At 59.5% G+C, this 13,511-nt stretch carries 11 protein-coding genes and 1 pseudogene; 7 read left to right on the top strand and 5 right to left on the bottom strand.

The features are described 5' to 3' along the window. Positions 1-21: 21 nt before the first annotated feature. From ACIQJ2_RS25880 to ACIQJ2_RS25890, 3 genes and pseudogenes are all read left to right on the top strand, one after another. Positions 22-1,804: pseudogene (locus ACIQJ2_RS25880) on the top strand (B12-binding domain-containing radical SAM protein). Positions 1,805-2,224: 420 nt separating this feature from the next. Next, positions 2,225-3,076 (top strand): sulfite exporter TauE/SafE family protein, encoded by an 852-nt coding sequence (locus ACIQJ2_RS25885; RefSeq protein ID WP_400670293.1) that lies wholly within the window; start codon positions 2,225-2,227, stop codon positions 3,074-3,076. After that, entirely contained in the window at positions 3,073-3,387 is a 315-nt protein-coding gene (locus ACIQJ2_RS25890; protein ID WP_400670296.1) for a DUF1634 domain-containing protein, read from the top strand. Before ACIQJ2_RS25885 ends, ACIQJ2_RS25890 begins: the two co-directional genes overlap by 4 nt. 88 nt (positions 3,388-3,475) lie before the next feature. On the opposite strand, the gene ACIQJ2_RS25895 is transcribed toward ACIQJ2_RS25890, so the two are convergent. Continuing rightward, positions 3,476-4,210 carry a phosphotransferase gene (locus ACIQJ2_RS25895; protein ID WP_400670299.1) on the bottom strand — a complete coding sequence of 245 codons (735 nt, stop codon included), beginning with the start codon at positions 4,208-4,210 and terminating at the stop codon, positions 3,476-3,478. Positions 4,211-4,586: 376 nt separating this feature from the next. Between ACIQJ2_RS25895 and ACIQJ2_RS25900 the strand changes: the two genes are divergently transcribed. Further along, the gene (locus tag ACIQJ2_RS25900; protein WP_400670302.1) at positions 4,587-5,498 is read left to right on the top strand and encodes a hypothetical protein; all 912 of its coding nucleotides are present in this window, start codon (positions 4,587-4,589) and stop codon (positions 5,496-5,498) included. 124 nt (positions 5,499-5,622) lie between these two features. On the opposite strand, the gene ACIQJ2_RS25905 is transcribed toward ACIQJ2_RS25900, so the two are convergent. From ACIQJ2_RS25905 to ACIQJ2_RS25920, 4 genes are all read right to left on the bottom strand, one after another. Continuing rightward, positions 5,623-8,793 (bottom strand): efflux RND transporter permease subunit, encoded by a 3,171-nt coding sequence (locus tag ACIQJ2_RS25905; protein WP_400670305.1) that lies wholly within the window; start codon positions 8,791-8,793, stop codon positions 5,623-5,625. Next, on the bottom strand, positions 8,790-10,229 hold the full coding sequence (locus tag ACIQJ2_RS25910; protein WP_400670307.1) for an efflux RND transporter periplasmic adaptor subunit: 1,440 nt from the start codon (positions 10,227-10,229) through the stop codon (positions 8,790-8,792). Before ACIQJ2_RS25910 ends, ACIQJ2_RS25905 begins: the two co-directional genes overlap by 4 nt. Continuing rightward, positions 10,226-10,630, bottom strand: a complete 405-nt coding sequence (locus tag ACIQJ2_RS25915; RefSeq protein WP_400670309.1) for a FixH family protein — start codon at positions 10,628-10,630, stop codon at positions 10,226-10,228. The genes ACIQJ2_RS25910 and ACIQJ2_RS25915 overlap by 4 nt, the downstream gene beginning before the upstream one ends. A gap of 129 nt (positions 10,631-10,759) precedes the next feature. Then, a complete protein-coding gene (locus ACIQJ2_RS25920) occupies positions 10,760-11,143 on the bottom strand; it encodes a hypothetical protein (RefSeq protein WP_400670311.1) in 384 nt (127 codons plus the stop codon). Between the two features lie 346 nt (positions 11,144-11,489). Here ACIQJ2_RS25920 and ACIQJ2_RS25925 point away from each other — a divergent pair, with 346 nt between their 5' ends. From ACIQJ2_RS25925 to arsB, 3 genes are read left to right on the top strand one after another with little or no spacing between them, the layout of a single operon-like run. Beyond that, positions 11,490-11,852 (top strand): ArsR/SmtB family transcription factor, encoded by a 363-nt coding sequence (locus ACIQJ2_RS25925; RefSeq protein ID WP_400670313.1) that lies wholly within the window; start codon positions 11,490-11,492, stop codon positions 11,850-11,852. Between the two features lie 56 nt (positions 11,853-11,908). After that, on the top strand, positions 11,909-12,436 hold the full coding sequence (locus ACIQJ2_RS25930; RefSeq protein WP_400670315.1) for an arsenate reductase ArsC: 528 nt from the start codon (positions 11,909-11,911) through the stop codon (positions 12,434-12,436). Between the two features lies 1 nt (position 12,437). After that, positions 12,438-13,511, top strand: a complete 1,074-nt coding sequence (arsB, locus tag ACIQJ2_RS25935; protein WP_400670317.1) for an ACR3 family arsenite efflux transporter — start codon at positions 12,438-12,440, stop codon at positions 13,509-13,511.

Below are 13,511 nucleotides of genomic sequence, written 5' to 3' on the forward strand. Positions count from 1 at the left end.
CGCTCAACAGGAAGATAGATTTTGCCACATGTTCGGCAGGCCTTAAATCGGCGTTTTCAGCTGATTATGATCAAGCCATCGCACTACGATGATGATGGATATGTGATCCGCTGGTGGCGAGCCATGATCCCATCAAACTCGCTGGCGGCAATCTACGGCATCGCGAGTGATTGCGTTGAACGTCAGGTGCTCGGGCCAGATGTCGACATCGACATCACCGTGATTGACGAAACCAATACGCGGGTCAATATTTCGGCGCTCGTCGACAAGCTTCGCCGGAACGATAATTTCGGCATGGTTGCCCTTGTCGGCGTTCAATCCAATCAATATCCGCGTGCACTCGACATCGCAAAGCCGTTCCGCGACGCCCAGATCCAGGTTTCCATCGGTGGATTTCATGTCTCGGGTTGTCTGTCGATGTTGGACGGTCAAGCTGTGGGGCTTGAGGCCTGCCGTGACATGGAGATTTCCATCTTTGCCGGCGAACTGGAAGGTCGGCTCGATCGCCTGCTGCAGGATGCTGCCTTCGGCCGATTGCAGTCCCTTTATAATTTCATGGATGACTTGCCGGGCATTGGCGGCACGCCGGTTCCGTTTCTGCCGAAAGACAATATCCACGGCACCCTTGGTCTCAGCACGAGCTTCGACGCGGGACGCGGCTGTCCCTATCAGTGCTCCTTCTGTACCATCATCAACGTCCAGGGACGCAAGTCCCGTTTCCGTTCCGCGGACGATGTCGAGAAGTTGGTGCGGATGAACTGGGCGCAGGGTATCCACAAATTCTTCATCACGGACGATAATTTCGCGCGCAACAAGGATTGGGAAGCGATCTTCGATCGCCTGATCGAGCTTAAGGAAAGGGATGGGATCCCGCTCGGACTGATGATCCAGGTCGACACGCTATGCCACAAGATCCCCAATTTCATCGAAAAGTCCAAGCGTGCCGGCGTGACCCGCGTTTTCATCGGGCTCGAGAATGTCAATCCGGATAACCTTGCAGCCGCCAAAAAGAACCAGAACAAGATCACCGAATACCGTAGGATGCTGCTTGCCTGGAAGGCGCAAGGCATCATGACGCTGGCCGGCTATATTCTCGGCTTCCCTGCGGATACGCCGGAGTCGATCCGGCGTGATATCGCCATCATTCAGGAAGAGCTGCCGCTCGACGTCATCGAGTTTTTCATTCTAACGCCGCTGCCCGGATCCGAGGATCATCAGACGCTGTGGAAGACGGGCGTCGCGATGGATCCCGACCTCAATATTTACGATGTCGAACACGTCTGCACCGCTCATCCGAAAATGAGCAAACAGGAATGGGAAAATATCTACCACGAAGCATGGTCGCTTTATTATTCGCCGAAACATATGAAAACGCTGCTACGCAGAGCGATTGCGACCGGCGTGCCGCTGGCGAGCCTCGTCAAGGTGTTGGTCTCATTTGCCACCACCGTTCCGTTGGAAAATGTTCATCCGCTACAAAGCGGTCTGCTGAGGTTGAAACATCCCTCCGAACGGCGCCCGGCCCTGCCACGCGAACATCCCGCCCTTTTCTGGCCTCGCTTCGCCTGGGAGACCTTCGCCAAGCATGTAAGCTTGGCGGGTACTATCGTGAGGTTGGCGGCATCTGCATATTTTCTCGCAAGAGATCCCGATGCGAAGGCGTATATGGATAAGGCGCTGGACCCCTGTCGCTAACGATGACGATGAAAAGCTCGACCTCTTCACGAAGACGGACGGGGGCATCGCTGCGGTCAACCACATCAAGAAGATTGCCAAGCTCACCCGCGCCAACTCGGCTGCCTGATCGAGCATTCAGCAGGAATGCGGCCGGTCGGATATGTGACTCGCGAGGCAATCTACCACCGGGTCTCATCTGACCATTATGTGCCCCCGGATTGACGCTCTCCGCAAGGAGGCAGCCAGACACCTTAAAGGCGAAATTTGCAGAGATCCCGATCGTCGCGAATTGCTGCTCGCACAAATCACGGCCGCGGAAGCAGAGAGAGGTGCTTTGATCGCACCTGAGACGACGGAACCGCAGTAAGAGCGACTGCGCTTTTGGGAATGAACCGCAGGGTGCTCCACCACAGCGGAGAGAGCATGATTTGGTCCCAACAGTGGCCTATCGGGCGCGAAAAGCCTTAAACTTGCGCAAATCGAATCAATCTCATCGCCCCGCTGGCTCGGCTTTTGCGTCGGACATGGTGACGCGGAAGGAAGGCATATGGAAATATTGTGGCTGTTCATTGCCGCCTTCGGTGCAAGTGCGCTTGGTGGGGTGCTCGGTATGGCCAGCGGCATCTTCATCGTGCCCATTCTTACCTTATTTTTCGGAGTAAACATTCACACCGCTATCGGAGCGAGCATCGTTTCGGTGATCGCCTGTTCGTGTGGCAGCGCGGCTCCTTTCCTAAAGGGTCGCTTGACCAATATCCGGCTTGCCATAGTCCTTGAAACGGCGACAACCCTTGGGGCGGTGACCGGGGTGTTTCTTATCGGGATCGTGGCCACCTCGTTTCTCTACGGTCTCTTTGCGGCGATCCTGGTGCTCTCCGCAAGGCAAATGCTCGCCCGGCGGCAGGAGACGCTCGATGCGCGCACCCCTGACGTGCGGGGCTGGGCGACGGTTCTGCGATTGCATTCGAGCTTCCCGAACAAGGCGACAGGAGAAGCCATCCCCTACGAAGTTGGGCGGGTCCCGCTGGCATTGATGCTGATGTATGGGGCTGGGCTGGTCTCGGCGCTTTTGGGGATAGGCTCCGGCGTCCTGAAGATCCCCGCGATGGATACGGCCCTACGGCTTCCCATCAAGGTTTCATCCGCCACGTCGAACTTCATGATCGGAGTGACGGCCTCAGCAAGCGCCGCGGCCTATTTCATGCGTGGCGACATCGATATCGGAATTGCCGGACCCATCGCGCTTGGCTCCGTTGTGGGCGCGCTCGTCGGCGCACGCCTGCTGATGTGGCTTCCGGCCGAGATGCTACGCGTGTTTTTCGTGGTTATTCTGGTTCTGTTGGCGGTTCAGATGTGTCTGAGTGCCTTCGGTATCCATCTTCCGGGAGCTTCAGCATGATCCCCCCTTCCAATAGTGTTGCGCGTCGAGAGCAGATCATCGCAGCGCTGCTGTGGTACGGCACCTGGTTCGCGTCCGCACTGATTGCCGCCGGCATGCTCCTGGGCGCCGTTCCACTGCCACCCTCGCTCCTGCTGCCGCTCACCGGCCACGATCTGGTGAAGCTGGGGGTCGCCGTCTTCATTCTCCTGCCCATTACTCGCGTCGGGCTGATGCTGGCGATTTTCCTGCGCGAGCGTGACTGGATCTACGCGATGATTGCCGCCCTGGTCCTGGCGATCATCGCGATCGGGGTTGCCCTGGAAATCTGACGGACGCTCGGCCGATCGCAATCGCACCATCAAGCTAAGCATCACTGAGCGAAGACAAGGCATCCCATCGCCGGTCTGTGGAAGACATTCAGACTGCTCGAACTTGGGCAAGCCGCCTCACCGCGTAGTCGTCTTTCCAGCAGACGGCAGCCTCCCATGCGGCGGAGGCTTGTTCGGCGATATCATAGGTGACGTCGTCAAGGCAGGCCGCGTTGTCGGGCAGCACCAGGTCAAGGTCGGGGACGTCAACATGCGACTCGTCCCAGTCGATCAAGGCGACGTGATCTGCCGTCATACGGATATTGTGAGGGTTGTTGGGGTTTCCGTGAACGACACATGTCTGACGCCCGATGAGCCGCGCCCACGCGGCTCGGCATCGACGAACGCCCTCAGGCGGCATTGCCGCAAGGTTGACCCTCGTTCCGCTGTCGGCATGCAGAAAGCCGGTCGATGACCGCCAGCCCGGGCGCTGCGGCCAGCCCTGCGTCAACCGATGCAGTTCACCGAGCGTATCGGCAACGCGCCGCCAATCCGCCGCTGTCTCCGGCGAGCCGCCCTCCATATATTTCATCACCACCAGACCGTCCGCAAAGAGCCGCCCGTCAGTCGTCGGGATCGACACCGGAACGGTCATACCTTCACGGTCGAGGTATTGGAGCAGCTTCGTCTCCCATGCGAGATCAGCGTCGCTCCTTTGACCCAGGCGACCAACGGCGACCTGCCCTCGGATGCGAACGCTCCAAACGTCGTTGGCAACTCCGCCAGCGAGTGGTTCGATGCGGACCGCGCCTTCATCCCATTGCCTCAGTGCTTCCCATCCCATCGGCGATACCCTGCCTCGCGATTGTTCGTGAACGACCTTGCCTGCAGGCGCGGACGACATCAACCGCCGGAATTTTGCAACCTGCACAAAATGCAACCGGAAAAGCCTGCGCGCTCCGGTCGGCCCGTCTTCGAATTCGTTGCCGCCAGCACTTCAAGGCAAGCCGAAATCGCCGGTACCCTCATTTGACGGTTGGCGGTTATGCCCCTATGACGTCATCAGATTCGTTCTGCAGTTGTGGCCGCATCGATCATGCGAAACCGCAAGCAGGCTGATGACAAACCCGCGTCGACCGGCAAGCCAAGTCCCATCGAGATGCCGCCCGAGGGGGCCTATTGGCCCGGATGATACGAACAAAAATGGACCGCTCCGCATCATGCGCCTTCCTCTTCTTGCTACTGCCATTTTGATTGCACTCGGCCCTGCTCTTGCCGATGCGGCGCCGACAGATACATCCACACCAAGGTGTACTGCCCTGCTTGACGAATACGGAGTCAAGCTTGGCGACGATGCCCAAATACAGGATCGCCCCAATGGCTGCGTGATGACTGACGGCGCGATCGAAACGTCAAGCTATCAGACCTGGGTATTCAAGAGGGCCGAGATCGAGGCGGATAATTTCGCCGGGATCAAGAAGGACATGTCCACAATCCCGACTTGGGGTCGGCTGGCCGTCGAGGGCCTTACCTGGCGGTTTCACACGTCAAGCCCTGTGACAAATTACATCACCAAGCTTCAGCAATGGCCGATGGACGTCACGGCCTCCTATCATTGGTTTCCGGCCGACGGACGCTTCGAAGTAGAAAACATTCAAGTTACCAGCGTGCGGACCGGGCTCATCTCGGTTTCCGCCGATCTGGTGACGGACAAAGACACGACGCCGCAGGCGCTGCTGGCCTCAGGTCATGTCGGATTATCGCGGCTTCGGCTGAGGCTCGACAATCAAGGTCTGTTCGAAGCTTTGGTCGGGCCGATGGCAAGCGCCTCATTGCTCTATTTTAGCAAGCCGGGCGACGACCAGCCCGAAATAGAGCCGCAGGTGGAAGGCGCCAAGACGAAAGCCATAGCCTCGCTGACGGCCACGCCAGACACCCAGATTGATCGGGAGTCGCGCCAGGCCCTCATTCGCCTCATCGAGGACATCCCGCACCCGACTGGATTCTTTTCCATTGAGATCGAATTCGCCAAACCTATCATGGTTTCGGATTTGAGCCTTGGCGCCGATGAAGCGGCCATAGTCAAGATGATCGGCACGGCAAAGATCAAGGCACGCTATACCGCGCGCTAAGCCATGGGCTGCACGGTCGATCTGATCGTCAGGTCCGCCGTGCCTCAAGGCAGCCGATCTATTGCGGCAGTCCATTCCAGAAGGATGCAAGATGGGCGGGCTTCAACGCCCACCCACCCCTGCTTTATTCAGCGGCTGCGAGCCCGCCGTCACTCTCGTGAGCGGGCATCCCGGTCGTTGATGTCGATGGCAACCGCCACCCCTTGATAAGACCGTAGACGGCCGGAATGACGACGAGCGTCAGCAATGTCGACGACACCATCCCACCGATCATCGGTACGGCAATGCGCTGCATGATCTCGGAGCCGGTGCCAGTCCTCCACAGGATGGGAACGAGACCCGCCATGATGGCGACAACCGTCATCATCTTCGGCCTGACGCGCTCGACCGCGCCGACCATGATGGCCTTGTTGAGGTCGGGTTTTAAGAATGGACGCCCTTCCCTTTCGCAAATCTCGCGCTGCTCCTTCATGGCGTGATCGAGATAGATCAACATGATCACCCCTGTTTCGGCTGCGACACCCGCCAGCGCGATAAAGCCGACCGCGACCGCCACCGAGGCATTGAACCCCATCCACCACATCAGCCATATGCCGCCGACAAGCGCGAAGGGAAGCGACAGCATGACGATCATCGTTTCGGTCAGCGCCTTGAAGTTGAGATAAAGCAGCAGGAAGATCAGCGCCAGCGTCAGCGGCACGACGATCGCAAGCCTTGCCTCGGCCCGTTGCAAATACTCGAACTGCCCGCTCCAGGCGACCGAATAGCCAGGTGGCATGCGGACGGATTTCGCCACGGCCTGCTGTGCCTCGGCGACATAACCGCCCAGATCGCGGCCGGCGATGTCGACATAGACATAGACCGCGAGCTGGCCGTTCTCGGTGCGGATCGTGGTCGCTCCGCGGGTCAGCTTCACGTCGGCGACTTCTCCAAGAGGTACGGTTCCACCGCCGGGCAAGGACACCTGCACGTCTCTGGCGATGGCCTGCGGGTCGCTGCGAGACGCTCGTGGATAGCGGATCGCCACGCCATAACGCTCACGCCCTTCTACGGTCGAGGTTATGACTTCGGAGCCGAGCGCCATGCCGATCACACTCTGCACGTCGTCGACGGTCAGTCCATAACGGCCAAGTGCCGCGCGGTTGGGTAGGATATCGAGATAATATCCCCCGATCACCCGCTCGGCATAGGCACTCGACGTTCCTGGGATGCCCTTCAGGACTCCTTCGATCTGCCGGGCGATCTTTTCCATCTCGCCGAGGTCGGTGCCATAGACCTTGACACCGACAGGGGTCCGGATGCCGGTCGAGAGCATGTCGATGCGGCCGCGGATCGGCATGGTCCAGGCGTTGGAGACACCCGGAAACTGCAGGGCCGCATCCATCTCCTGCTTCAGACTGTCGATGGTGACGCCCGGTCGCCATTCGGATTTCGGTTTCAGGGTAATGATCGTCTCGAACATCTCGGTCGGCGCCGGATCGGTCGCGGTCAGCGCGCGGCCAGCCTTGCCGAAGACCGTCTGGACTTCCGGGAAGGACTTGATGATGCGATCCTGCGTCTGCATCAACTCACCCGCCTTAGTGACCGAGATACCGGGCAGCGTCGTCGGCATATACATCAGCGTGCCCTCATCTAGATTGGGCATGAACTCGCTGCCGATGTGCTGGGCTGGCCAGACAGTCGCCGCCAGGATCGCCAACGCACCGACAATCGTCAGGGTCTTCGCTTTGAGGACAGCGGAGATGATGGGACGGTAGAGCCAGATCAGGAAGCGGTTCACCGGATTTTTCTGCTCCGGCACGATATGTCCCCTGACGAACAACACCATCAGCGCCGGCACCAGCGTCACCGACAACAGGGCGGCCGCCGCCATTGCAAAGGTCTTGGTGAAGGCGAGCGGACCGAAGAGCCGGCCCTCCTGCGATTCCAGCGTGAAGATCGGCAAGAACGAGACGGTGATGATCAGCAGACTGAAGAACAGCGCCGGTCCGACTTCGCTTGCCGCCTCAACGAGGATGTCCACCCGCGCCTTGTCAGGCGGCGCCCTTTCGAGATGCTTATGGGCATTCTCGATCATGACGATGGCGGCATCGATCATCGCGCCGATGGCAATCGCAATGCCGCCAAGGCTCATGATGTTCGCGCCAAGCCCGAGCAGCCTCATGGCGATGAAGGCGATCAGGATTCCGACGGGTAGCATGATGATGGCGACGAATGCGCTGCGGACATGCAGCAGGAAGGCGATCGTCACCAGTGCGACGACGATGGATTCCTCCACCAGAGTGCCCTTGAGGGTCTCGATGGCCGCCTCGATCAGGGTCGAGCGATCGTAGACGGGCACGATATCGGTTCCAGGCGGCAGGCTCCCTTTGATCTGTTCGATGCTTTTCTTGGCGTTGTCGATCACGGTCAATGCATTGGCGCCAAAACGCTGCAGCACGATGCCACCGGCCACCTCGCCTTCACCATTGAGTTCGGTGATGCCGCGCCTCTCGTCTGGCACGAGTTCGACCCTGGCGACGTCGCCGAGCCTGAGCGGCACGCCGTTCTGGCTCTTCAGGACAATGGCCTCAATATCCGGAATGCCCTTCAGGTAGCCGCGGCCGCGGACCATGAATTCGAATTCCGACAGCTCGATCGTGCGCCCGCCGACATCGGCATTGCTGGCGCGAACCGCCTTGGCGACATCGTCGAGCGAAATGCCCTGGGCCTTGAGGCGGGCCGGATCGACGACGATGGAATATTGTTTGACGAAACCGCCGACGCTCGCCACCTCGGCCACGCCCTCGGATTTGGAGACGCCGAAGCGCACGACCCAATCCTGCAACGAGCGCAGTTCGGCCAGTGACAGCTCCTTGGCGACGACAGCGTATTCGTAGACCCAGCCGACGCCCGTCGCATCAGGCCCGAGCGTCGGGCTGACGCCTTGTGGCAGCCGGCTCTGGGCGGCGTTCAGATATTCGAGCACGCGACTGCGGGCCCAATAGGGATCAGTGCCGTCGTCGAAGATCACATAGACGAAGGAAACCCCGAAGAAGGAGAAGCCGCGAACGACCTTCGATTTCGGCACCGTCAGCATCGACGTCGTCAGCGGATAGGTGACCTGGTCCTCAACCACCTGCGGTGCCTGTCCCGGATATTCGGTGTAGACGATCACCTGCACGTCGGAGAGATCGGGAATGGCGTCGAGCGGCAGTGAGCGCAATGCATAGACGCCACCGGCCACGGCAAGCGCCGCTCCGACGAAGATCAAAACCAGATTGTGAGCAGACCAGGAAATGACGCGCGAGATCATGGCTTTGCCTCCTCGCCCATGGCGCTCAACGCCGAAGTCAGATTGCTTTCGGCATCGAGCAGGAAGTTTGCTGACACGACCACCTTGTCTCCGGCGACAATGCCCTGACGGATCTCCGTAATGTCGTCGCCGCGCACGCCCAACCTGACGTCCTTCGGCTCGAACCTCCCCTCGCCCTTATCGACGAAGACCATCTGGCGATCGCCGGTATCGACGATGGCGCCGTTGGGGACGGCGACGACCGGATCCGGCACTAGAGCCTCAATCTCGACATCGGCATACATATTGGCCAAAAGCACGCTATCGGGATTTGGAAGTTCGATACGGACCTTGGTCGTGCGCGTCTGCATGTCGACCTGTGGATAGATCAGATCGACGGCGCCTCTGAACGTTCTGCCGGGAAGGCTCCTGACGCTGACATTGACCTCGGCTCCAATCCGGACGGAGGTCAGGTCATATTCCGGAACCTCGGCCATCACCCAGACATTGGACGTATCGGCGATACGCAATAGCTCGTCTCCGGACTTCGCCATCATCCCCGCGGTCACCGGGCGATCGAGAATGATACCGTCGCGCGGCGCGGTATAGGCCATGCTCGTCGGCACCTGACGGGTTCTCGCAATACTGTCTATGATTTCCTGCGGAACGCCGAGATTCTTCAGACGAAGTGCCGGTCCTGCATCGTCACTGCCGCGCGATCCATCGCGCCCGGCGGCATATTCCGAAGCCGCACTGGCGATTTCCTTCGAATAGAAGCGAAACAGCGTCTCGCCCTTGCCGATATGATCGCCGGTGGTGACATTGGCGACGGCGTCGATGAAGGAATCCGCGCGCATCGAGATGATGCTCACTAGCCGCTCATCGAGCGCTACGGTGCCGGGTACGACAATCCTGCGGCTGATGCTGGACATCGTCGCCAGGGCCGTCTTCACGCCGGTGCGCTGCAGCTTGCCGAGTGAAACCTTGACGGTGGCGGCGTCGGGCTGTTCGCCCTCATAGACCGGGATATAGTCCATGCCCATGGAATCCTTCTTCGGCGCCTTAGAGGTATCGGGCAGGCCCATGGGATTGCGGTAGTAGAGGATCCGGCCCTTTTCAGACGGCGCCGGAGGTGCGGCATCGGCGGCTTTCGTCGATGAAGGGGCATTCTTCATGTCATCGAAGCTCACATCTTCGCTGGCATGTACCGCAATGAAGGGGCGACCTTTGTCCGTATTCTTCGGAGCTGACGAGAATTGCGGCAGGCCGTCCGGATGACGGTAGTAGATGATCGCACCTGCGGGCGCGTTTCTATCCGCGATAGGCGTTGCAACAGCCTTCCCAGCCAGATCGATGCCGAGAATGGAGCCCAGGTTGTTCGTGCCAGCCCAATAGCCTCCCCCGCCGAGCAATACGGCGAGGGAGAGCGTGGCTGCCACACGTGATGGCGTGTTCAAGGGGCCGCCTTCAGGACGATTTCACCTTGGACAGTGTCGGGCTCGCCCTGCACCTTGGCGGCGAGCTTGAAGCGCCATCCGCCAGCCATGGTGAAATCGGTTTTGAACGCATAGATACCAGGTTCGCTCGATGTCGCGGCGACCACGGGGGTTGTCATCATCTCCATGCCCTCCGGCGCCATATCCATGCGGGTGGTGAAGATGACTGCATCGGGAACGGGCTTGCCGGTTCGCTTGTCGATCAGGCGGACCGAGATCAGTGATCCCTCTCCCTGTTTGACATCGGTCGAAACCGGCTGGAACTCGTAGTCCTTCGAGGCTGCGAAGGAAACGGTTGCGGAGCCGGCGATCAGAATTCCGGCGAGGAGCATCGCTCCTCCGGAAAGAGAAGTCTTGTTCATGGTTCAGATCTCGTTCGGACAGATCTCGCAGATCACGTCCTTGGGTCAGATTTGATTGGCCATCGGCGTTGTGGAGACGCTGTTCAGCGTCCCAGGAAAGCCTCAAGCGGTTTCAAGAATGCCGTGAGATCATGCTTTTGGAGGGCGGGCCGGAGGATCGACCGGAGCAGAGGTCAGTTGTGACGCGGGCAATAGGTCGTAGCGATGCGACTGCCAGGAGATGGCACCCGACCAGTCGCTAATGTCGGGGCTTTGGGCAGAGAAGGAGGTTGTGCAGATTAGTGCGAGAATACAGCCCTTGAAGCAATCGGACTTGACCGGTTTCTGTTCCGGACAGCAGGGCATGTGCTCTGCCATCTGCATTCCGGACATCGGGCCGGCCATTTCTGCAGTCATCGCCGGATTGGGCGATGCCATGGCGCTAGCCGCCAGCCCAATGCTTGCAGGGCCGATGACGACCGCAAGCATGGCGACGACCAGAAACAGGTGATGTATGGCCCTGGCGAGTTTCATGCCTGGAGATTTGGCACGCCGCTGCCAAAATTGGAAGCGGCCTCACGCAGATGTGTTGTGTCTCCGCCAGCCTCAGGAAATACGAATCTGGTTTGGAGCATTGCAAAGTCCCGGTTGGCGAATGATGCGGCTTCCTCCGAGTGGATCGTCAGAATTTACCCGGTATCGTTGACGCGGACGTTAAACAGTTTTTGGGTGGCGTCTCGGCAGAGCCGTCGTGTTGTGGGCAGTCAGCGCGTTTGTATCCTGCAACCACCCGCCTGCGGATCTCGCAATTGTCATTTCGTTGCTAACCAGCTTCAACGATCTTCGTTGACACCAATAATAAATCCATTATTCTGGATATATGGAATCAAAAAACGCAATCGCGGCATTGGCCGCCCTCGCGCAGACGACAAGGCTCGAAACCTTCCGTCTGCTTGTGAAAGCCGAGCCGGATGGCATTCCGGCCGGCGAACTGGCACGCCTTTTGGATGTGCCGCAGAACACCATGTCCGCCCACCTGGCGACCCTGTCGCGGGCCGGGATCGTGAAAAGCGAGAGACAGAGCCGCTCCATCATCTATCGGGCGGACCTTGAAGGGTTTCGCGCGCTCACGCTGTTCCTGCTCAAGGACTGTTGTGGAGGTAATGCCGCGCTTTGTGCGCCACTTATCGCCGATTTGACACCGTGCTGTTCCCCAGACGGATCGGAAGCATGCATGAACTGACGCTCAACTAGCGTCGAACCTCAACTAGACTAGTCTCCGAACCACGGATCACGACCATGACCGACAAGACCTATAACGTGCTCTTCCTGTGCACGGGCAATTCCGCACGCTCTATTCTGGCCGAATCCATCTTGAACAAGGAAGGCGGCGGACGTTTCAGAGCCTTCTCCGCGGGCAGCCAACCCAAGGGCGAGGTCAACCCTCATGCCATCAGGGAACTTGAGGCGCTCGGATATCCGTCGACGGGCTTCTCTTCGAAGAGCTGGGACGTCTTTGCCGAACCAGGCGCCCCGGAGATGGACTTCATATTCACCGTCTGTGATAGTGCGGCCGGCGAAGCCTGCCCTGTCTGGATCGGCCATCCCATGACCGCGCACTGGGGCGTCGAAGATCCAGCCGCCGTCGTTGGCACGGAAATCGAGATCCAGCGCGCCTTCGCACAGGCGGCCCGCTTCCTGAAGAACCGCATCACAGCCTTTGTCAATCTTCCGATCGCTTCGATCGACCGGTTGGCGCTCCAGCACCATATCCGCCAGATCGGTTCGCTCGAAGGCGCGTCCGTGAAGTCCGCAAAGGTTGAATAGGATGTCCACCTTCGAGCGCTATCTCACCCTCTGGGTATTTCTCTGTATCGTCGTCGGCGTCGCCCTCGGGCATCTGATGCCCGGCGTGTTTCAGGCGATCGGTGCGGCGGAGATCGCCAAGGTGAATATTCCGGTGGCAGTGTTGATCTGGCTGATGATCATCCCGATGCTGGTGAAAATCGACTTTGCCGCACTCGGCCAAGTTGGGCGCCATTGGCGCGGCATCGGTGTGACTTTGCTGGTGAACTGGGCGGTCAAGCCGTTCTCGATGGCTCTGCTGGGGTGGCTGTTTATCGGATGGCTCTTCCGACCATTGCTGCCGACAGCGCAGATCGACAGCTACATTGCCGGGCTGATCATTCTGGCCGCTGCACCATGTACCGCGATGGTGTTCGTCTGGTCGAACCTCACCAGGGGCGAACCGCACTTCACGCTCAGCCAGGTGGCGTTGAACGATGCGATCATGGTCGTCGTCTTCGCGCCGATCGTCGGACTGCTCCTCGGACTGTCGGCGATCGCCGTGCCTTGGGACACGCTGGTCATCTCGGTCGTGCTCTATATCGTGCTTCCCGTCATAGCAGCTCAGCTTCTGCGGCGCAGCCTTCTGGCCGGCGGATCGACCGCGCCGCTTGATCGGCTCCTCAATACCCTGCAACCTTTGTCGCTTCTGGCACTGCTCGCAACACTGATCCTGCTGTTCGGCTTCCAAGGGGAGCAGATCATCGCACAGCCGGCCGTGATCGGGCTCCTGGCCGTGCCGATCCTGATCCAGGTCTACTTCAACTCGGGCCTTGCCTATCTGCTGAACCGGGCAAGCGGCGAGGAACATTGCGTCGCCGGGCCATCGGCCCTCATTGGGGCGTCGAACTTCTTCGAACTTGCCGTCGCCGCTGCCATAAGCCTGTTCGGCTTCAACTCCGGCGCGGCCCTTGCGACCGTCGTTGGTGTGCTCATCGAAGTGCCTGTCATGCTGTCGGTGGTCTGGATCGTCAATCGCAGCAAGGGCTGGTACGAGCGCGGCTCCGCGGTGCGCTCCTTATCCGCCTCCAAATCCACACAGCCAAAGGAAGTCTGA

The organism is Rhizobium sp. NPDC092011 (assembly GCF_044756305.1).
In the GTDB taxonomy this organism is placed as follows: Bacteria; Pseudomonadota; Alphaproteobacteria; order Rhizobiales; family Rhizobiaceae; genus Rhizobium.

Excerpts from the sequence above, each read along its gene's own strand:
- ACIQJ2_RS25905 (WP_400670305.1), bottom strand. The coding sequence starts at position 8,793 with ATGATCTCGCGCGTCATTTCCTGGTCTGCTCACAATCTGGTTTTGATC.
- ACIQJ2_RS25900 (WP_400670302.1), top strand. The coding sequence starts at position 4,587 with ATGCGCCTTCCTCTTCTTGCTACTGCCATTTTGATTGCACTCGGCCCT.
- ACIQJ2_RS25890 (WP_400670296.1), top strand. The coding sequence starts at position 3,073 with ATGATCCCCCCTTCCAATAGTGTTGCGCGTCGAGAGCAGATCATCGCA.
- ACIQJ2_RS25925 (WP_400670313.1), top strand. The coding sequence starts at position 11,490 with ATGGAATCAAAAAACGCAATCGCGGCATTGGCCGCCCTCGCGCAGACG.
- ACIQJ2_RS25930 (WP_400670315.1), top strand. The coding sequence starts at position 11,909 with ATGACCGACAAGACCTATAACGTGCTCTTCCTGTGCACGGGCAATTCC.
- ACIQJ2_RS25895 (WP_400670299.1), bottom strand. The coding sequence starts at position 4,210 with ATGGGATGGGAAGCACTGAGGCAATGGGATGAAGGCGCGGTCCGCATC.
- ACIQJ2_RS25920 (WP_400670311.1), bottom strand. The coding sequence starts at position 11,143 with ATGAAACTCGCCAGGGCCATACATCACCTGTTTCTGGTCGTCGCCATG.
- arsB (WP_400670317.1), top strand. The coding sequence starts at position 12,438 with ATGTCCACCTTCGAGCGCTATCTCACCCTCTGGGTATTTCTCTGTATC.
- ACIQJ2_RS25915 (WP_400670309.1), bottom strand. The coding sequence starts at position 10,630 with ATGAACAAGACTTCTCTTTCCGGAGGAGCGATGCTCCTCGCCGGAATT.
- ACIQJ2_RS25885 (WP_400670293.1), top strand. The coding sequence starts at position 2,225 with ATGGAAATATTGTGGCTGTTCATTGCCGCCTTCGGTGCAAGTGCGCTT.